The organism is Silvimonas iriomotensis (assembly GCF_014645535.1).
In the GTDB taxonomy this organism is placed as follows: Bacteria; Pseudomonadota; Gammaproteobacteria; order Burkholderiales; family Chitinibacteraceae; genus Silvimonas; species Silvimonas iriomotensis.
The window spans coordinates 115893-135673 of record NZ_BMLX01000004.1 but is presented as its reverse complement, the minus strand read 5'-3'; the positions used below and the strand labels follow the sequence as shown (position 1 = coordinate 135673).

The 19781-nt window shown below is 57.9% G+C and carries 16 protein-coding genes; 12 read left to right on the top strand and 4 right to left on the bottom strand.

Annotation, left to right across the window (positions count from 1 at the left end; genetic code table 11):
• The first annotated feature begins 157 nt into the window (after window positions 1-157).
• Both IEX57_RS15115 and IEX57_RS15110 read left to right on the top strand, forming a co-directional pair.
• Window positions 158-535, top strand: coding sequence for a hypothetical protein (locus IEX57_RS15115; protein WP_188705185.1), 378 nt, complete (start codon window positions 158-160; stop codon window positions 533-535).
• Window positions 532-996 carry a hypothetical protein gene (locus IEX57_RS15110; protein ID WP_188705184.1) on the top strand — a complete coding sequence of 155 codons (465 nt, stop codon included), beginning with the start codon at window positions 532-534 and terminating at the stop codon, window positions 994-996. The genes IEX57_RS15115 and IEX57_RS15110 overlap by 4 nt, the downstream gene beginning before the upstream one ends.
• 18 nt (window positions 997-1014) lie before the next feature.
• Here the strand turns inward: IEX57_RS15110 and IEX57_RS15105 are convergent, their stop codons facing one another.
• Window positions 1015-1416, bottom strand: coding sequence for a winged helix-turn-helix transcriptional regulator (locus IEX57_RS15105; RefSeq protein WP_188705183.1), 402 nt, complete (start codon window positions 1414-1416; stop codon window positions 1015-1017).
• A gap of 84 nt (window positions 1417-1500) precedes the next feature.
• Between IEX57_RS15105 and IEX57_RS15100 the strand changes: the two genes are divergently transcribed.
• The 4 genes from IEX57_RS15100 to IEX57_RS15085 all read left to right on the top strand — a co-directional run bounded on the left by IEX57_RS15100 (window position 1501) and on the right by IEX57_RS15085 (window position 6797).
• Complete coding sequence (locus tag IEX57_RS15100) at window positions 1501-2352, top strand: SDR family oxidoreductase (RefSeq protein ID WP_188705182.1); 852 nt, start codon at window positions 1501-1503, stop codon at window positions 2350-2352.
• Window positions 2353-2746: 394 nt separating this feature from the next.
• Window positions 2747-4201 (top strand): DUF1254 domain-containing protein, encoded by a 1455-nt coding sequence (locus IEX57_RS15095; RefSeq protein ID WP_229709047.1) that lies wholly within the window; start codon window positions 2747-2749, stop codon window positions 4199-4201.
• 176 nt (window positions 4202-4377) lie between these two features.
• Window positions 4378-5190, top strand: a complete 813-nt coding sequence (locus IEX57_RS15090) for a transporter family protein (protein WP_229709046.1) — start codon at window positions 4378-4380, stop codon at window positions 5188-5190.
• Window positions 5191-5366: 176 nt separating this feature from the next.
• Entirely contained in the window at window positions 5367-6797 is a 1431-nt protein-coding gene (locus IEX57_RS15085; protein ID WP_229709045.1) for a DUF1254 domain-containing protein, read from the top strand.
• 313 nt (window positions 6798-7110) lie between these two features.
• On the opposite strand, the gene IEX57_RS15080 is transcribed toward IEX57_RS15085, so the two are convergent.
• Entirely contained in the window at window positions 7111-7725 is a 615-nt protein-coding gene (locus IEX57_RS15080; RefSeq protein ID WP_188692421.1) for a tyrosine-type recombinase/integrase, read from the bottom strand.
• 375 nt (window positions 7726-8100) lie between these two features.
• Between IEX57_RS15080 and IEX57_RS15075 the strand changes: the two genes are divergently transcribed.
• Window positions 8101-9768 (top strand): ABC-F family ATP-binding cassette domain-containing protein, encoded by a 1668-nt coding sequence (locus IEX57_RS15075; protein WP_188705180.1) that lies wholly within the window; start codon window positions 8101-8103, stop codon window positions 9766-9768.
• 420 nt (window positions 9769-10188) lie between these two features.
• Here IEX57_RS15075 and IEX57_RS15070 read toward each other — a convergent pair whose 3' ends face one another.
• Complete coding sequence (locus IEX57_RS15070) at window positions 10189-11727, bottom strand: IS3 family transposase (protein WP_188705179.1); 1539 nt, start codon at window positions 11725-11727, stop codon at window positions 10189-10191.
• A 204-nt stretch (window positions 11728-11931) separates the two neighbouring features.
• On the opposite strand from IEX57_RS15070, the gene IEX57_RS15065 reads away from it, so the two are divergent.
• The 5 genes from IEX57_RS15065 to IEX57_RS15045 all read left to right on the top strand — a co-directional run bounded on the left by IEX57_RS15065 (window position 11932) and on the right by IEX57_RS15045 (window position 18690).
• Window positions 11932-12777, top strand: a complete 846-nt coding sequence (locus tag IEX57_RS15065) for a hypothetical protein (RefSeq protein WP_188705178.1) — start codon at window positions 11932-11934, stop codon at window positions 12775-12777.
• A 160-nt stretch (window positions 12778-12937) separates the two neighbouring features.
• A complete protein-coding gene (locus IEX57_RS15060; RefSeq protein ID WP_188705177.1) occupies window positions 12938-13357 on the top strand; it encodes a VOC family protein in 420 nt (139 codons plus the stop codon).
• 208 nt (window positions 13358-13565) lie between these two features.
• On the top strand, window positions 13566-14969 hold the full coding sequence (locus tag IEX57_RS15055; RefSeq protein WP_188705176.1) for a sodium:proton antiporter: 1404 nt from the start codon (window positions 13566-13568) through the stop codon (window positions 14967-14969).
• A gap of 345 nt (window positions 14970-15314) precedes the next feature.
• Window positions 15315-17702, top strand: coding sequence for a phosphoketolase family protein (locus tag IEX57_RS15050; protein ID WP_229709044.1), 2388 nt, complete (start codon window positions 15315-15317; stop codon window positions 17700-17702).
• 190 nt (window positions 17703-17892) lie between these two features.
• Window positions 17893-18690 (top strand): inositol monophosphatase family protein, encoded by a 798-nt coding sequence (locus tag IEX57_RS15045; RefSeq protein ID WP_505965936.1) that lies wholly within the window; start codon window positions 17893-17895, stop codon window positions 18688-18690.
• Here the strand turns inward: IEX57_RS15045 and IEX57_RS15040 are convergent.
• Window positions 18674-19666, bottom strand: a complete 993-nt coding sequence (locus IEX57_RS15040; RefSeq protein ID WP_188705175.1) for a Gfo/Idh/MocA family protein — start codon at window positions 19664-19666, stop codon at window positions 18674-18676. The genes IEX57_RS15045 and IEX57_RS15040 overlap by 17 nt on opposite strands.
• Between the last annotated feature and the right edge of the window lie 115 nt (window positions 19667-19781).

The window sequence follows — 19781 nt, the reverse complement described above, 5'->3', positions numbered from 1 at the left end:
TGGACTCGTGACTCCGGATGGGCTGACCCACTTGTATAACTCCGCGACCGACAGCCTCGCAGCACTCACCAGCTCGATGCCGGGGCGACACCCGGCATCCAGAGAGGTGCAGCCCCACCTGCCCTTGAAAGAGGTCTGTATCAGCTGGAATGAAGACGTGTCCATTCCGGATTTTGTACCCGCCTTGCAGCAACTGCTGGATGACTACGGCCTGGTGAGCCGGGTCTATATGCGCGGCACCGCGCCCCACGGCTGCGCCGAGTTGACCTATGCGGCGATTCTGCATCCGGCACAGCAGGGCAATACCGCGCTCACTCCGCCATCGCTGGCCAGCGCGTCTCTGACACTCAAACGGGATGGCGTATTGCTCAGCGCCGCCAGTTTCGAAGAGCACGGCCTCTCGGACGACTGGCGCGATACCGTCACCAGACTGGCCCAGCTTGTAGACACGTTGTTGTCGGGAAAACAGGCGCCGGTGGTGACGTGCATCCACGGAGACCACTGTGCCGCGATGGCATACGAACACGCCTCGTGAGTGAACCGTACTTTCTCGAAATCCCGGATGCCTGGTTCTTGCTCGACCCGCTGAGGAGCATTGCAATGGTCTGGATTGTGGTCTTGCTCGTCGTGTCGATCGGCATCCTGGTGTTGAGGCATTTCTGGGCCACCAAGGAACTGCATGTGGAGCATCAACGCAATAAAACGATCTGGGACAATCTCAACGCGACGCTGGCAGATCTTGATGCGATCCTGAAGTCTGCCGAGCCCGGCATGCCGGCTTCGACCACCCGGGTGCTCAGGCAAGCTGAGCATCTGTTGAAAAAAGCGCAGCTTGCGATCGATGAGTGCAGCTTTACTGGCCAGCTTCTGGAACGGACCCTGCTTGAAATACAGGGCTCCGTGAGTTCAATCCGACAGCTTTGTGAAGCATTGAATCTGCCACTGGCTCCGTCTTTGCAGAGTGCGTCTCCGCCGGAGCCACCAGTACGAGGCTGAAGCGTTTTTGATGCTGCATCAGGCCGGTTGCTTGCCCGCCTGAATTTCCGGCAACTTGAATTCGATCCAGTCAGCCAGGGTCTGCACATGTCTGGCGACTTCCTGACCCAGCGGCGTCAAAGAATATTCCACATGGGGCGGAATAACCGGGTAGGCCACGCGAAGCACGAAGCCATCCTGCTCCAGCCACTGGAGTGTCTGCGCCAGCATCTTTTCACTCACGCCGCCGATCTTGCGTCTCAAGTCGCTGAAACGATGAGTGTCTCTGAGCAGGACCACCAGGATTAAAACGCCCCAACGGCTCGTCACGTGTTTGAGCACTTCCCGCGAAGGACAATTTTCATCCAGCAGGTTGCCCTGAATCAGCTGTTCAACAAGGCTGGGCTTGGTTTCTGACTCAAACTGGTCTTGGTTATGCATCACTTACTTCCAGGTGCGTACTTACATTTAGTTAGTATAAGCGATAGTCTGGTCGCTCACCAATTTCGACCAGGAGTCTTCATTATGTTTGTCGTTACCGGCACAACCGGCCAGCTTGGCCGCCTCGTGATTGCATCACTACTCAAGCATGTTCCCGCTTCACAAATCATCGCAGCCGTACGCCAACCTGAACGGGCAGCGGATCTTGCCGCGCAGGGCATTCAGGTCCGTCAGGCAGATTATTCTGACCCTGCCTCACTGGATGCTGCATTCGCGGGTGCAACCAGATTACTGCTGATTTCTTCCAGCGAAGTCGGCCAGCGTGTTGCCCAGCACCAGAACGTGATTGACGCCGCCAAACGGGCTGGCGTCGCATTGCTGGCCTATACCAGCCTGCTGCACCTGGATACATCGCCACTGTTCCTGGCGGGTGAGCACCGCGAAACCGAGGCGTATCTCAAGGCATCGGGCGTGCCTTATGTGATGCTGCGCAATGGCTGGTATACCGAAAACTATCTCGCCAGCATTCCGGTGGCACTTCAGCATGGTGCGTACATAGGCTCCGCCGGGGAAGGCAAGATTGCCTCTGCTGCTCGTGCAGACTACGCCGAAGCAGCGGCCATCGTGCTGACACTGGAAGATCAAAGCGGAAAGGTCTACGAACTGGCTGGTGATACGGCATACACACTGACCGATTTCGCAGCTGCATTGAGTTCGCAGGCCGGCAAGGAAATTCCCTACGTCAATCTACCAGAAGCCGAGTTTCGCGCTGCGTTACTGGAAGGTGGTTTGCCGGAAGGCCTGGCCTTTGTGCTGGCGGATTCCGATGCAGGCGCAGCCAAGGGAGCCTTGTTTGATGATCAACATCAGCTCAGCAGTTTGATCGGCCATCAAACGGCGGTTTTGGCGGCGATGATCTCAAACGCGCTCAAATAAAACGCGGGTATGTGACCAAGAGCAGCCATTCCATATTGGTATTGTGATGGCTGCTTTGGCCGACTAGCTACCCACAGTGGGTTGGGGCTGGCGGCAAATCGGCCGAAGCAGACATGGCGACTTCAGTTCCTCAACGTCTGCTCCCCCACCCATTGCTGCCACACCAATCGTCCCGTTGCCCATCGGCCCTGGCTTGTCTGCGTGGTCGAATAATCCTCATCTGCCCTCTTGGCTCCCAGGCACAAATTGGCATGTCTGCCTAAGATAATTCATTGCCTTTGGAGACCTCGCATCAGTCGAGGCGCTTGTTTTTTGCAATGGATCGACCGGGGAGAACGAAGTGGATAGACGCAATTTTTTGCTGGCAAGTGCAGCAACGGCAGTAGCAAGCACAGTGACCCTTTCTACCAGCGAAGCGCTGGCTGATACCGAACCCGTCAAACTGACGGGCGCAGCGGGTGCCAAGGGCGAGCCATTAGGTGGTCAGCCGCCTGCGGGTGCCAAAACCTCGATCAAGGATTTCGATTATGAGGTCAAATATCACCGCGCCTTTGAAGCCATTCTGTGGAACATGCCTGCAATTGCCATTTACAGTTTTCGCCGTGCGGCAATCGATGAACTGGGCCTCAAAGACAACGACATCATTACCTATTCGCGACCCGCAACCCCGAAGCTGGAGGCCATCACCGCCAACAGCGTGACGCCGTATATCTCCGCATTTACAGACTTGCGCAAAGGCCCGGTTGTGCTCGAACTACCCGCAGCCGGGCCCGATGGCAGCCTGTACGGACAGGTGGTGGATGCCTGGCAATACACGATTGCCGATGTAGGGCCGTCCGGTCTGGACAAGGGTAAAGGCGGCAAGATCCTGTTTACCCCGCCCGACTTCAAAGGCGATGTGCCCGCTGGCTATATCCATGTGCCATCGCCCAATTACCGGGTTGCCTTTGCGTTCCGCTCCGTGCCAGCCGCCGGCAAGACGGCAGCAGATGCATACCAATATGCGCAACGCCTGCGCATGTATTACCTGTCTGATGCGGCCAACCCGCCCAAACAACGGTTTCTTGATCCGATCGACATGCGTTACCCGACGCTGCCGTTCTACGACGAGCGCCATTTCCAGGACATGCACGAGATCATGTCAGTGGAGCCGGTCAAGGAACAAGACAAAGTCATGATGGGCATGCTGACCTCGCTGGGGATCGAGAAAGGCAAGCCGTTCTCGCCGGACGACACCGCCAAACGGGCGATGCGGCAGGCAGCCATTGATGTCTGGTTCTATCTGCAGTGGTGGTTTGATACCGAAATGGTCAAGCGCGTGTTCTGGCCGGATCGGCACTACGTGTCGCTGATGCAGACCGACACCAACAAGACCTTCACCTTCACCTATGAAGATCGCATTGATGTGACAGAACGTGCCGCCGAGTATTTCTGGTGCACCTATATGCCCAAGGTCGAAACCGACACCCCGGCCAATCAATACATGATGGCCATGGCCGACAAGAACGGCAAACTGCTGGAGGCCGGCAAGCTGTACAAGATCGACGTCCCTGCACAAATGCCAGTCAAGCAGTTCTGGGCTTTAACGGTATACGACCGCGCCACGTTCTCATTCATCTACAGCGAGTCCAACCGTACGACGCTCTCGACCTACGACATGAACAAGATGAAAAAGAATAGCGATGGCAGCGTGACGCTCTACGTCGGCCCCAAAGCACCGGCCGGGCTGGAAGCAAACTGGATTCCCACCAGCGGCAAACGTCCTTTGCCTGCGTTCCGTTTTTACGGGGCCACGGATGAAATGAATCAGAAAATCTTCAAGATGCCGGACTTTGAACTGGTGAGCTGAGTCTTTGCGGTTGTTCCAGTAGTAAAGCGCTCTGCGGTTTTACCTCTTGAGTGGTCCGCCACGAATGCAGGCCACCCTGCCTTTGCCTGACCGGACACCCTGGACCGCCCACGCGGTAGTCCAGGTCGTGTCGCTGGTTTTGCGCACACCTTCCCTGTCAAAATCTGGAGAGACCGATGCGTACACGCATTCAACTTGTCTTGCCTGCCCTGAGCGGCATGGTACTGGCTCTATCTTCTGCCCAAGCCTGGTCTGACAGTGACTCAGACCTCGCGCAGAAGCTGAGCAACCCGGTGGCGGCTTTGATCAGCGTGCCCTTTCAGTTCAACTACGACGATGACATCGGCCCGTCGCGAGATGGCGACAAATATCTACTGAACTTCCAGCCGGTGATTCCGTTTCATCTGAATGATGAATGGAACCTGATTTCGCGCACCATTGTGCCAGTGGTCTCGCAAAGTGATGTCGCACCGGGTGCGGGCTCACAAAGCGGGATTGGCGACGTGGTGCAAAGCTTTTTCCTGTCGCCGCAAAAGCCCACTGAAAGTGGCCTGATCTGGGGCGTTGGCCCAGTGCTGCTGTTGCCCACCGACACCAACAAACTGCTGGGTGCCGAGAAATGGGGCGCTGGCCCTACCGCCGTTCTGCTCTGGCAAAACCACGGCTGGACCTACGGCGCGCTGGCCAACCATATCTGGTCTTTTGCCGGACAAAGCGACCGTCCCGAGGTGAACTCGACATTCTTGCAGCCCTTCCTGGCCTACACCACCAAGGATGCCTGGACCTACACCCTGAACACCGAATCCACCTATGACTGGACCCACCGGCAGTGGTCGGTACCCATCAATGGCATGGTCAGCAAACTCGTGAAGTTCGGCAACCAGCCGGTCAGTCTGGGCGGCGGCGTGCGTTACTGGGCCGCCTCGCCGGATTCCGGGGCGCATGGCTGGGGGCTGCGAGCGGTCGTGACCCTGCTGTTCCCCAAGTAAAGAAGGTTATTCGCTGTCACCAGGGCTGTTGATTGCACTCGTCATTTGCCTGGCTATGCTGATGGGAGCCAGCCATGTGTTGCTCACCCGGCGCAGGCTCCGCATATCCCCCTGGATCGACGCTCAGGCACGCTGATCGAGAAGCGTCACCACACCAACCCGCAAGGAGAGATCAATTGTTTAAAGCTCGTCAATCGTTGTTGGTCATGGCCATGATTGCCGCAAGCCTGGCGGCTAGCCCGCTTGCCCAAGCCAAAGACTGGCCCGATCCAATACTGAAAACCGCCGGCACGCCGGAAAACGTCGCCAAAGGCATGGAATACGATGCCTACGAACAGGGCTTGTCGGCCTATATCTGGGGCTACCCGCTGGTGCGTATGGAACGCGTCATGCGCGAGTACATCGACGTACCCGATCCCAAGCCGGCCACCAGCTACCGCGCCCCGATGAACCAGATCGGCTGGGCGCGTGAACTGGCCACGCCCAAGGCGCTGGACATGCCGACCGCCAACAACGACACCGCCTACCTGAGCGCGGTGGTTGATCTGTCGCACGGCCCGTATGTGTTGTCGGTGCCCGATACCCACGACCGCTACTACGTGGTCGATACCTTCAACATGTGGCAAGAGCTGGAACACTATATCGGCCGCCGCACCACCGGCACCAAAGCCGGCCGCTTTGCGCTGGTGGGTCCGGGCTGGAAAGGCAAACTGCCCGCTGGCGTGAAACGGCTGGATATCAAAACCAGCAAGGTCTGGCTGTGGGGCCGCATGCGCGTTTCGCCGGGCGAGGACATGAGCAAGTTGCACGCCCTGCAAGACCAGTTTGATCTGCGTCCGCTGTCCGCGCTGGGCAAGAAAGACTGGAAAGCCCCGGCCGCCTCGCTGACACCGCTGCCGGATATCGGTGACGATCCGCTGGGTTTCTACACCCAACTGGCTGCCGTGCTGAAAGACAACCCGGTGCGCCCGGATGACAAAGCGCTCTACGGGCAATTTGAGCGCATTGGCTTGACCGACAAGGGCTTTGACCCGAGCAAACTCAACGACGCGCAAAAGAAAGGCTTGATGCGCGCCGTTGAAGATGCCCCGTACATTGCCGTGGCCTCGGTCACGCAGATATCCGAGTCCCGCCAGGGCTGGAGCTTCAACAAGGGCATGGACAATTTCGGGTACAACTATCCATTCCGGGCGGTGGTGGCCGGCCCGTACCTGGGTGGGAATGGCGAGAAAGAAGCGGTGTACCCGCTGCGTTATACCGACAGCCAGAACCAGCCGCTGGATGGCAACAACGCCTATAAGGTGAAGTTCTCGGGTGAGCCGCCCAACAACGCCTTCTGGTCGCTGACCATTTACGATGCCACGACCAAAATGCTGATCGAGAATCCCATCAGCCGGTACAAGTTTGGTAGCGACACCCCGGGCATCAAGAAAGACGCAGATGGTGGTTTTACCGTCACCGTCTCAGCCGACAAACCTACCGACGGCACCAACTGGTTGCCCGCACCCAAGGGCGGTTTCTACGCCATTCTGCGCATCTACCAGCCCAAGGAAGAAGTCTTGTCTGGCACGTGGAAGTTGCCCGAGTTTGAGCGCGAAGCCAAATAGTCGGCACTCCAGAAAAAAAGCCCCTGCGCACTCAGCGCCGGGGCTTTTTTATCGACCAGATCGACCGGGAGTTAGAGTGTGACCTCTTCAAAATCCAGCATCTTGAATATCTTCTGGTTCACCTCGTCTGTTACACCCAACGTCACCCCGGAGTTGAGTAGCAGAATTGGACTCTCAATCCTTTAGACCGGCGCCACGGCCATGGACCGGCTGGTGCAGTCAGGAAGCTGCCGATCACATACGGAACACCCACCGACCGCTTTGGCCGAAACTTTACCGCTGCCCGACATTGTCGAGCAGCGGGTGCTAGAAGCTATATTTCTGTCTGCTCCGATATCTCCAGAGCATCATCCACCTCGATACCGAGGTATCGGACCGTGCTTTCCAGTTTGGAATGACCAAGCAACAGTTGAATAGCACGCAGGTTTTTCGTTCGTTTGTAGATCAGCGTTGCTTTTGTTCGTCGCATCGAGTGTGTCCCGTAGACCGACGAGTCAAGGCCGGCAGCGTCAGCCCAGTGATGCACGATACGCGCATACTGCCGTGTTGAAATATGGAACGCCGGTGCTGGGCGGCTCGGAAAGAGATATTGATCTCCCCGCAGTTTGGTTTTGTCCAACCAGGCAGAGACAGCCATTCTTGTAGGTTCAGTCATTTCAAACTGTACGGGTCTTTGCGTCTTTCTCTGAATGACAATGGCTCGGGGAAGGACTTGACTCCCGTGGGCGATATCGCGGACGCGCAGACTGACGAGATCGCACCCCCGCAACTTGCTATCGATTGCCAAATTGAACATGGCGAGGTCGCGGACAGCATGGGTGTTTTGAAGGTAGATACGAATCGTCCAGATATCTTTCAACCTGAGAGGTGGTTTCTGGCCCACGAGCTTGCCCTTGTTCCAGGCTTCTCGCTTACAGATGGTTTCCATGCCGGACTCCTTGGTGGTTGAGAGGAGTCCAATTATTTGGTTCGCACACAGACGGCGGGCTGCTGCTCATCCGAACCGACAGGATTCAGCGGCTGTTCGGCCGAAGCGGTCTGTTAGCCCATTTGTCCTGAAAGTCTGCTCAGAGCCACATACCGGCCATTTCTCTGTTGCCGGCACCGAACGTCAACTTTCTTCCCCTTCGGAGCGCGTAGGGGCGTGTTACCATCTGCGCCGTGCCGTTTTTATTGCTTTGCAGCATGTGGCGGCGCTGCTCCATTGCCATGATGCGGCCAACGTTGGCCACTTTTCTGTCGTCTTCCCGCCTTGTCGCCGGTCGCGGCGTAACCTGTTTTCTGCTGCCGCACGGCGCTTCCCATGATCATTCTGAAAAACGTGGCCTTGCGCCGCGGCACCAAAGTCCTGCTCGACAACGCGTCGGTGACGCTCAATCCCGGCGAGAAAGTCGGCCTGGTCGGCCGCAACGGCGCCGGCAAATCCTCGCTGTTCGCGGTGCTGAACGGCTCGCTGCACGAAGACGGAGGCGATGTGTCGATCCCGTCGCAGTGGCGCATGTCGCAGGTGGCACAGGACATGCCGGAAACAGCGCAGACGGCGACCGAGTTTGTGGTCGAAGGCGATACCACCCTGCTCGCCGCGCAGCAGGAGGTGACCGAGGCCGAGGCCGGCGAAGACTACATGCGCATGGCGCACGCCTATACCGCACTCAACGATGCCGGCGCCCACGACGCGCCGGCACGGGCGCAGGCGCTGATTCTCGGGTTGGGTTTCAGCGTTGCCGAGCTGCAGCAGCCGGTGAACAGCTTTTCCGGCGGCTGGCGCATGCGGCTGCAACTGGCGCGTGCGCTGATGTGTCCGTCCGACCTGCTGCTGCTGGACGAGCCAACCAACCACCTGGATCTGGACGCGCTGGTATGGCTGGAAGCGTGGTTGAAGCAATACGCCGGCACCATGGTGGTAATCAGCCATGACCGCGAATTCCTCGATGCCGTCACCAACGTGACGCTGCACGTCGACAATGCCAAGCTGGTGCGCTACGGCGGCAATTACAGCAAGTTCGAGGACATGCGTGCCGAACAGCTGGTCCTGCAGCAAGCGGCACTGGCCAAACAGCAGGAAAAGATGGCGCACCTGCAAAAGTTTATCGATCGCTTCAAGGCCAAGGCCAGCAAGGCGAAGCAGGCGCAGAGCCGGGTCAAGGCGCTGGAGCGGATGGAGAAGATCGCGCCGGTGCTGGCCGATGCCGAATTCCAGTTCGAATTCAAAGAGCCGCAGAGCCTGCCGAACTCGATGTTGTCGATGACCGGCGCGGTGTTCGGCTATCCGGCGCCGGAGGGCGCGCCGCAAGACACGCCGCCGACGGTGATCGTGCGCAACGTGAACCGCACCGTGCTGGCCGGGCAGCGTATCGGCATTCTCGGTGCCAACGGCCAGGGCAAGTCGACGCTGGTGAAAACCGTGGCCGAGGCGCTGCAGGCGGTCGGTGGCGAGATCATTCGTGGCAAGGGGCTCAATATCGGCTACTTCTCGCAGCAGGAGCTGGACGTGCTGCGGCCGGACGACGATCCGCTGCAGCACATGTTCCGTCTGGTGCGCGACACCCCGGCGGCGATGCGGCCGTCGGCCAACGATTGCCGCGAGCAGGGGTTGCGCAATTTCCTCGGCACCTTCAACTTCAGCGGCGACATGGTGAAGCAGGCGGTCGGCAGCATGAGCGGCGGCGAGAAGGCGCGGCTGGTGCTGTGCATGATCGTGTGGCAGCGGCCGAACCTGCTACTGCTGGATGAACCGACCAACCATCTGGACCTTGCCACCCGCGAGGCGCTGAGCGTGGCGCTGAACGAGTTCGAAGGCTCGGTGATGCTGGTCAGCCACGACCGGGCGTTGCTGCGCGCGGTGTGCGACGAATTCTGGATGGTGTCGCGTGGCGGGGTCAGCGATTTCGCGGGCGATCTGGACGATTACCAGGTCTACCTGCTGGAAGAGGCCAAGCGCCGACGAGAAGAGGCGGCCGGCAAGCGTTAAGCCGGCCCGTCTGCGCGTGACCCCCTTGCGGCCGGGCAGAGGGCGGGATTGGCTACAGGAGCCGGGGCAGTCCAGTTGCCCCGCCGTGCCAGGCACGTCAGGTTTTCAGGGGGCTGTTCAGCGGTTAGAAGCGGACATGCCGGCGAAAGGGGTGCAAGTCTGCTTCGGCCGATTTGCCGCCAGCCACAAACAACAGTAGGCAGGTCATCGGCCAAAGTGCCCGTTTGCTTGTCAGCGGCGTTGGGCGGCACTGCAACCAATAGCGTCCGCTGTTTATCGCGAGTGTTGCTGTAGCCTCTAGGCACGCAGGAAGAAGGCCCGGCTCCCGCTCGCTACCTCGCGGGACAGTGTTCTACGTGGGTCAGTTTTCGGTGCAAATTACTGCATCAGGCGGGGGTGCGGACGTTTTCCTGGACTGGTTTACGTTGCAATCCCCAGGGACTGCCGGTAGGCCACCGGGCTCAGGCCGCCCAGTGACAGCTTGATACGGCGCTCGTTGTACCAGCGGATGTAGATGTCCAGCTCCTGCATGAACCATTCCACAGTGATACCGGTCCAGTTGCGGCCATGGAACATCTCGTTTTTCAACCGTCCGAAGAAGCCTTCGCAGGCTGCATTGTCGGGGGAACAGGCCTTGCGGGACATCGAACGGACGAGACCGGCCGACTGGATCCGTTGCACCCAGCCTGGCCATCGGTAATGCCCACCCCGGTCACTGTGAATCAACGGCTGATCGCCAGTGGCCAGCGTACTGATGGCACGATCCAGCATACTGTTCGCCAGTTGCGCATCCGGCCGGGTGCCGATGGACCAGCTGACTACTTTGCCATCAAAACAATCGATCACGGGCGAGAGATACACCTTGCCCGACGGCAGCGGGAATTCAGTGATGTCCGTCAGCCACTTCTCGTTCGGTGACCGGGCATGGAACTGCCTGGCCAGCAGATTCTCCGGCGCATGGCCAATCTCTCCGCAGTAAGAACTGTAACCGCGGCGACGCGTCCGGTGAACGACAAGCTGCTCCTCCTGCATCAGGCGACGCACCACTTTTTCAGAGAGACGGGCATGACCCTGGCGCAGGACGGCGTGCATGCGCCGGTAGCCATAGCTGCGGTAGTTGCCATGGAAGATACTGGTCATGGCATCACGCACCGCTGCATATTTGTCCGGGAGCCACTGACACGCCCGGTGATAGAAGTACGAACTGCGGGCCAGCCCTGATGCGGCCAACAACTCAGGGAGCGCGTAAGTCTGTTTCAGGGCGTCAACCAGTATCGTCTTCTCCCGGTTGCCCAAGCGCAGCAGGGTGACGCCCGTTTCTTTTTTTATCAGCTCATTCGCCTTCTTCAGGATGTCGTGTTCAAGCTGTAGTTGACGGAGGTTGCGTCGAAGGAATTCGACCTGTTGTTCCAGTGCCGTACGTTCAGTCTCCGATACGGGTGTCTTCTGGCGTTTCATGGATGCGGGATCCTCCCGACCGAGTAACTGGTTCTTCCAGTTGTAGAGCATCGGCCTGCTCACGCCTGCCTTTTGAGCAACCCGGCTCGCACTTTCTTCTCGGGTGCACAATGCAATGACGGCCGTCTGCCGGACCTCCCGGGATTTCGGAACGCTGCCCGCGACCCGCCCGACAGGGCGTTTGCCGATGTCAGGACATCGTTCTTCAATCCAGGCAACCAGCGTCGCACGGCCAGGATAGCCTAACGCCCTCAAGGTGGCGGCAGCACAGCAGCCATGGCTCAGGTAATGATCGACCGCCACCTGCTTCTGGTCGGCGGAATATTTTGACTGCAAACGCACATAGCCCGTCGGCAGATCCCGGCCCTGTTGATATTCGCGATACCAGGCCTTGAGTGCATTTTTTGTTGGATAACCCAGTGTGCGGATGGTTGCGTTGATGCGCTTGCCCAACTTCAGGTAGAGCTGGACTGCTCGTAACCGGTCTTCGTACGAATACATGAACTCCCCTCCAGGTAGTCCAGGTTTTTGTCCGCACCCCCGGCGGGTCAGGTTTGGGTGCAAATCAACAGTCGGCTTTCATTGCGCTTGCCATAACATCTCCCTGATCATTGTTCCAATGTGGAAGCCGCATCGGAACTTGGATTCAGGAGAAATATGGAGACAAAATACTACCTAGACGGGCTCAAGTCAGAACCTAGGGGCATGACCCATCGATTGCTGAGTGAAGAGGAATACCAGACTTTGCTCGGGGATATGACCATTTTGCGAGGGGCACTTGGACTCGAAACAAAGTATCAGTACCTCATCCGCAACTATGCAACCTTCGAGCGCGAGCTGTTTGACTGCACACTAGATTCGGTTCTCTTCGAAAAGAACGAGTACGCAAGTTTTCATGAAATCAAGGTACGGCTAAATCTGGCTCTGGCTAACTTCCTGTCTACGGCTCGTCTCTATCTTGACCAAGCCCATCGCGATATTCAGCCAGCCCTTGCCGACCCAAAAGAAGCAGCCCGTTTACTTAAACACTTCAGGACTGAACAATACGACAGCCACTTTGCCTACCGCTTCATGGAAGCGCTCCGAAATCACGTCCAACACAATGGGAGCGCCATTCACTTGACGACAAAAACCGTAGAGTGGGTTCGAGTGAAGAATGAAGAAGTAATGGAACAAAGGACCATCATTCAGACGACACGTCAGTCGTTGGCCGAAGATGGGAAATTCAAGGCAGAGGTACTGGACGAAATGGATGATCAGGTGGATCTGAGAAGAAGTGTGCGCCAATACGTAGAGTGCTTAAGTGATATTCAGGCCTCAATGCGGTCCGTTATCAAAGATGCCGTACTGCAAGCAGAAACTCACCTGCAGCAGGTCATCGAAGCTGCTTTGGAGGAAAAAGAAGGTGTAGTACGGGTTATGAAGATAACGGATGGGAATGTCGATGAAGACTATGCGCTCTCCCTTGAGTATGACAAGGTGCGACGTGTTCTTCAGTCAGAATCCGCCTCTCTGCGGAACTTGCCTTTAATGCACATCAGTGGCAGATAGATTGAGGTAAAAACCGGTTGATCTCACTGGCGAGTTGGCGAAAAATTCCTCCAGTCTATTGAATACTCTGAAATTGCATGAATACTCGAGCAGGTTCACAGCAGATGGGCCTGGCTCGTCACAGAACATTGACCGACAAAAACTCCACGGGAAAATAGTTATGAAGTACTTACACACAATGGTTCGTGTAACGGACCTGGAAGCCTCTTTATTTTTCTACCGCGATGCCTTGGGTCTCTTGGAAATTAGTCGCAAAGAGTATGAAAAAGGAAGATTCACGCTTGTTTACCTAGCGGCGCCAGGGGATGAAGAAGCGCAAGTTGAGTTGACTTACAACTGGGACCCAGAAACCTACACCGGGGGTCGCAACTTCGGCCACCTCGCCTACGAAGTGAATGACATCTATGCGACCTGTGCAAAGCTGGAAAGCCTCGGCGTGACAATCTTGCGCCCCCCGCGAGACGGCCGAATGGCGTTCGTGAGATCCCCTGATGGAATTTCAATTGAACTTCTGCAAGGTGGCGAGGCTCTCCCTCCAGCTGAACCTTGGGTTTCCAAGCCCAATATCGGTGCCTGGTAAAATTGTCCATAAATTCCTGTCCATGTGGACTCGACGAGTTATAGCAAAGCTATTGATTTTAAATAAAATTAATTGTCCATATGGGTAGAAATTATGTGTAGCCAGGGTTACAAGATCGAGTTCATCCAGAAAAAGACCTGAGGGTCACTGGATTTGCGAGCCGGGCGGCCTGCCCGGCTTTGTCATGCATATTGATTACTGATTGCTCATGCCACTTCTTTGCAAACGCCTTGTGCCACTGTTGATGATGTTGCCCGCACTCGCCTTTGGCGCAGAGCCTGCGGGGGCCAGCCTGTCGCTGGCATGGACCATTCCGTTTGCCGGCATGTTGTTGTCGATTGCCGTGTTCCCGCTGGTGGCGCCGCATTTGTGGCATGACCATTTCGGCAAGATTGCGGCTTTCTGGATTGCCTTGTTCCTGCTGCCGTTTGCCGCCGTCTTTGGCGTGGATGCCGCCCTGCATAACGTCGTACATGCACTGGTGGGCGAGTACATCCCGTTCATCTTGCTGCTGTTTGCGCTGTATACGATCTCTGGCGGCATTCTGGTCTGGGGCACGCTGCGTGGCTCGCCTGCGCTCAATACCGGTTTGCTGGCACTGGGCACACTGCTGGCGTCTGTCATGGGCACCACGGGTGCGGCCATGCTGCTGATCCGGCCTTTGCTCAAGGCCAATGCGCACCGCCAGCACAATGTTCATGTGGTGGTGTTCTTTATCTTCCTGGTGGCCAATATTGGTGGCGGGCTGACGCCGCTGGGTGATCCACCCCTGTTCCTGGGCTTTTTGCAGGGCGTGACGTTCATGTGGACGGTGCAGCACATGCTGCCGTCCGTGGCGTTTTGCGCGGCTGTTTTGCTCACCTTGTTCTATTTCCTGGATCGCCATTTCTGGAAACGTGACCCCGCCCCGGTCGCCACAGAAAAACCGCAGCCGGTCAAACTCTACGGCACCTGGAACATGCTGCTGATCGCCGGCGTTGTGGGTGCGGTGCTGATGTCCGGGCTGTGGAACAGCGGCGTGCAGATCGACATTTACGGTACAGCGGTTGATCTGCAAAGCCTGGTGCGCGACGCGCTGTTGCTGATGCTGGGGCTGCTTTCATTGTGGCTGACGCCAAAGCAGATTCGCGCCGGCAACGAGTTCAACTGGTTTCCGATCCTGGAAGTCGCCAAGCTGTTTGCGGCCATCTTCATTACCATCGCCCCGGCCATTGCCATTTTGCGCGCCGGGCCTGAAGGCCACCTGTCCGGCCTTGTCAGTCTGGTCAGTAACGAGATGGGGGAACCCGTCAACGGCATGTATTTCTGGATGACGGGCTTGCTGTCGAGCTTTCTGGATAACGCGCCGACCTACCTGGTGTTCTTCAACCTAGCGCATGGCGATGCGGCGCACATGATGGGCCCGTTGGCATCGACCCTGCTGGCGATCTCCATGGGTGCGGTTTTCATGGGTGCCAATACCTATATCGGCAATGCGCCCAACTTCATGGTCAAGGCCATTGCCGAGCAAGGCAAAGTGAAGATGCCCGGCTTCTTTGGTTACATGCTTTGGTCAGGTGCCATTTTGTTGCCGTTGTTCCTGCTGGTCACCCTGATCTTTTTCCACTTCTGATCTGGCGGATCACGCCGCGCCCGGCGCGTGATCCGTTCTGCCCCTTGCCCCGCCTGCCAGGCATATTTCTCAAAATATGCCATGATAATTTTCACGGTACTTTCTTTTCTTCCCTGAATTTACCCGTTGAACCTATCCGGTAACTTTCTCTCTATGTCTCAGAGTTTGTTCTAAGGTTACCCAGTAACTTTGTCACAGTGAGCAAAAGTTCAGCCTGGCGCGTTGATCCAGGTCAGAAGCCGTTCATGTAAACGGCATAAACTGATCGTAACCCGGCAAATGCTTTGCTTCACAAAGACAAGCTGCCTGACCAGTTTTGCAATCACAACCAGAACGAGGTGAACCGTGGCTCAAAAAGCTCTTCCCAAGGACCTCATCGACAAGATGCACGCCTACTGGCGCGCAGCCAATTATCTGTCAGTTGGCCAGATTTACTTGCTCGATAACCCCCTCCTGAAAAAACCCCTCAAGCGCGAGCACGTCAAGCCGCGTCTGCTGGGTCACTGGGGGACGACACCAGGTCTGAACTTTGTTTACGTGCATTTGAACCGCGTCATCAAGGAACGCAGCCTGTCTGTGGCCTATATTGCCGGTCCTGGCCATGGTGGCCCGGGTCTGGTCGCCAATACCTGGCTGGAAGGCACCTACGGCGAGGTTTATCCAAGCATTGGCCAGACCGCAGATGGCATGCAGCGTCTGTTCAAGCAGTTCTCTTTCCCGGGCGGCATTCCGTCGCACGTGGCACCGGAAACCCCGGGCTCCATGCATGAAGGCGGCGAGCTGGGTTATTCGGTTTCTCACGCGTTTGGCGCGGCATTCGATAATCCGAACCTGGTCGTGGCCTGCGTGGTAGGCGATGGCGAAGCCGAAACCGGCCCGCTGGCAACCAGCTGGCACTCCAACAAGTACCTGCACCCGATTGACGACGGTTTTGTGCTGCCGATCCTGCATTTGAACGGCTACAAGATTGCCAACCCGACGCTGCTCTCGCGCATTCCGCATGACGAGCTGCAAAAGCTGTTCGAAGGCTACGGCTACAAGCCGCACTTTGTAGAAGTGGGCAAGGATGTCCATGACTACGCCGATATGCACCAGCGCTTTGCCGCGACGCTCGATACCGTGCTCGACGAGCTGGACGCAATCCGCAAGAACGCGCTCAAGGAACAAAAAGCCGGCAAGCCGCTGACCCGTCCGAAGTGGCCGATGATCATCCTGCGCAGCCCCAAGGGCTGGACTGGCCCGGTTGAAATTGACGGCAAGAAAGTGGAAGACTACTGGCGCAGCCACCAGGTGCCGTTCTCCGACATGACGCCGGAACACGTGAAAAACCTGGAAGACTGGCTCAAGAGCTACAAGCCCAAAGAGCTGTTCACCGATGACGGCGCGCTCAAGGCCGAACTGCAGGAACTCGCCCCCAAGGGTGAACTGCGCATGGGCGCCAACCCGCATGTGCATGGTCAGGTCACGCGTGATCTGAAAATGCCGGACTTCCGCAAATATGCAGTCGAAGTCAAAAAGCCGGGCACCATCAATGCCGAAGCAACCCGCGTCATGGGCAAGTTCCTGCGCGATGTGATGAAGGACAACCTGGACGCGAAGAACTTCCGTATCTTCGGCCCGGATGAAACCGCATCCAATCGCTGGCAAGACGTCTACGATGTGACCGGCAAGCAATGGCAGGCCGATTACAAGCCGGAAGATGCGGACAACGACTTCCTGGCGCAAAACGGCCGCGTGATGGAAATCCTGTCCGAGCACACTTGCCAGGGCTGGTTGGAAGGCTACCTGCTGACAGGCCGTCACGGCTTCTTCAGCTGCTACGAAGCCTTCATCCACGTCATTGATTCCATGTTCAACCAGCACGCCAAGTGGCTGAAAACCACGCGTGACATCCACTGGCGCAAGCAGGTGCCGTCGCTGAACTACCTGCTGACCAGCCACGTGTGGCGGCAGGATCACAACGGCTTCTCGCACCAGGATCCGGGCTTCCTGGATCACGTGGTGAACAAGAAGTCTGAAGTGATCCGGGTGTACCTGCCGGCCGATGCCAACACGCTGCTGTCGGTGACCGACCACTGCCTGCGTTCGCGTCATTATGTGAACGTGGTGGTTGCCGGCAAGCAACCGGCGCTGCAGTACCTGACCATGGATCAGGCCATCAAGCATTGCACCAAGGGCGTCGGCATCTGGGACTGGGCATCCAACGACCAGGGCGCTGAACCTGATGTGGTCGTGGCTTGCGCCGGCGACGTGCCGACCATGGAAGCACTGGCCGCGACCGATCTGCTGCGTCAGCACTTCCCGGATCTGAAGATCCGCTTTGTGAACGTGGTTGACCTGATGACCCTGCAACCGAAGGTGGAACACCCGCACGGTCTGGATGATCACGAGTTCGATTCGGTCTTCACGACCGACAAGCCGATCGTGTTCGCCTTCCACGGCTACCCGTGGCTGATCCACCGCATCACCTATCGCCGCAACGGTCACGACAACCTGCACGTGCGTGGTTATGTCGAAAACGGCACCACCTCCACCCCGTTCGACATGGTGGTGATGAACCAGGTTGACCGCTACTCGCTGGCGATTGACGTGATCGACCGCGTGCCGGAACTCGCCGTCAAGGGCGCCCATGTGCGTCAGAAGTTTGAAGACAAGCTCATTGAACACAAGCATTACATCAATGAGTATGGCGACGACATGCCGGAAGTGCGCGACTGGAAGTGGCCGTACTAAGCCGGTTTACCGGTTTGAAACCACAAACGACCTGCTCCGGCAGGTCGTTTTTTATTGGGCGTCGTCAGCATTGGCCATGACAAAACGCAGCCCGGCTGGAAAACCAGTATTGCGGTGCGGCAAATTCCGACAGTACATTTTGCAGAGCTCGCATACAATCGAGCACTGAGCCACCAAGCCGGAGTGCCCTGTGTCTGACCTGGAACTACTGACCCGCATCTGTGACCTTGCCCGCGACGTCGCCGCGCGCGAAGTCATGCCCCGCTTTCTGAAAGTCGCCAGCGGGCGCAAACACGACGGCAGCACGTTTACCGAAGCAGACCTGGCCAGTCAGGCCGCCCTGGTCAAAGGCCTGCCGGAAATCATCAATTGCCCGGTGCTGGGCGAAGAGATGACCCACGCAGAGCAACTGGCGTTGCTGGAAAACAACCCGGACGGCCTGTGGATTGTCGACCCTATCGATGGCACCACCAACTTCGTGCATGGCTTGCCGTATTTCGCCATTTCCATTGCCTTGATGCGGCAGGGCCGGTCGGCGCTGGGCGTGGTGTATCTGCCAGTGCTTGATGAGTGTTATTACGCGGCCGCAGGCCAGGGCGCGTGGTGCAACGGCGAGCCGCTGCCGCTGATTGCGCCGGATATCAAAACCGGCGATGGCGTGGCGATTGTCGAAACCAAGCATCTGACCGGCCGGTTGCCCAACCGCGTGGTCACCGTCGCGCCGTTCTCCAGCCTGCGCAACTTTGGCGCCTCGACCATTGACTGGTGCTTTCTGGCTGCCGGTCGCGTCGACATCATGCTGCACGGCTCGCAAAAACTGTGGGATTACGCGGCTGGCGCGCTGATCGCCCAGGAAGCCGGCTGCCAGCTGGCGACACTGAATCTGGATGACTACTGGGCCGACCGGGTGATGGCGCGCTCAGCCATTGCTGCGCGCACCCCCGCCCTGTTCGGCCCCTGGCGCGACTGGGTCAGATTGAACCGATAAGCCCGCGCTCGAACGGGTATACGACACCCAGTTCTGCCCGCGCGTGATCCAGCAAGCGGATCATGGCGCGTGAGGTCTCGTGCGACAGGATCGGGCTCTGGCGCTTGCCCTCGCGCAGCAGCTCGCAAAAGTGCGCGGCTTCGTAGTTCAGACCACCGCCTTCGGCCGGCTCGTACAGTTCTACCTTGCGGCCATCGGCGTACACAATCGTGGCGCGCTCCGGGTGCCACCATTTTTCGTGAATCACAATATGGCCGCCGGTGGCGCCGATCATGGCGTCGCCCGAGCCACCAACGCCCAGGCCGCAATATACCTGCGAGAAACCGTCACGATGGCGGCTGTTGATGGCGGCAAAGGTATCCACGCCGCCTTCAACCCTGCCCTGCACCTGCACGTTATCGGCGGCGCCCAGCCAGTCCACAGCCAGGAATACGCCATACACGCCGATATCCAGCAAACCGCCACCTGCCAGTTGCGGATCATACAAACGGCCGCCCGACTGGGCTTCCGGAATTGCGAAACCTGCGCGGGTAAAGCGGATCTGGCCGATCGGGTCTTTTTGCAGGGTCTCGCGCAGCTTGCGGTACAGCGGGTAGAACGGCGGCTTCATGGCTTCCATGAACAGCTTGTCACTGACCGCGGCTTGCGCCAGCACGGCCTCCAGTTCACCCAGACTGATCGCGGCGGGCTTTTCACAGAGCACCGCTTTGCCGGCACTAAGCGCGGCCAGACAGTACTGGGCGTGGCTGTTGTGCGGTGTAGCGATGTAAACGGCATCGATATCGCTGGCCAGCAAGGATTCGAGCGACGCTGCGGCCGTCGCGCCAAATTCTTTGGCAAAGGCAGCGGCTTTGTCTGCGGTGTGATTCCAGACCTGAGCCAGAGCGGCATCAGGCACGAGTTTGAGGCCTTCGGCAAAACGACGGGCAATCCCGCCGGTTCCGATCACGCCAAAGCGTATGGTTTGGGAGGACATGGCACATTCCGTTGACTGGATTTTGTCCGGCCATGATACCCCGCCCGATGTGACGGGCGAACCGGGTAAACACTGGACAGACGGCAAGCGTCAAATTCTGTGCTGCGCGCACCCA

Bases quoted from the DNA above. Each gene is read 5' to 3' on its own strand.
- IEX57_RS15105 (WP_188705183.1), bottom strand. From the start codon at position 1,416: ATGCATAACCAAGACCAGTTTGAGTCAGAAACCAAGCCCAGCCTTGTT.
- IEX57_RS15100 (WP_188705182.1), top strand. From the start codon at position 1,501: ATGTTTGTCGTTACCGGCACAACCGGCCAGCTTGGCCGCCTCGTGATT.
- IEX57_RS15090 (WP_229709046.1), top strand. From the start codon at position 4,378: ATGCGTACACGCATTCAACTTGTCTTGCCTGCCCTGAGCGGCATGGTA.
- IEX57_RS15080 (WP_188692421.1), bottom strand. From the start codon at position 7,725: ATGGAAACCATCTGTAAGCGAGAAGCCTGGAACAAGGGCAAGCTCGTG.
- IEX57_RS15075 (WP_188705180.1), top strand. From the start codon at position 8,101: ATGATCATTCTGAAAAACGTGGCCTTGCGCCGCGGCACCAAAGTCCTG.
- IEX57_RS15070 (WP_188705179.1), bottom strand. From the start codon at position 11,727: ATGTATTCGTACGAAGACCGGTTACGAGCAGTCCAGCTCTACCTGAAG.
- IEX57_RS15065 (WP_188705178.1), top strand. From the start codon at position 11,932: ATGACCCATCGATTGCTGAGTGAAGAGGAATACCAGACTTTGCTCGGG.
- IEX57_RS15060 (WP_188705177.1), top strand. From the start codon at position 12,938: ATGAAGTACTTACACACAATGGTTCGTGTAACGGACCTGGAAGCCTCT.
- IEX57_RS15055 (WP_188705176.1), top strand. From the start codon at position 13,566: ATGCCACTTCTTTGCAAACGCCTTGTGCCACTGTTGATGATGTTGCCC.
- IEX57_RS15040 (WP_188705175.1), bottom strand. From the start codon at position 19,666: ATGTCCTCCCAAACCATACGCTTTGGCGTGATCGGAACCGGCGGGATT.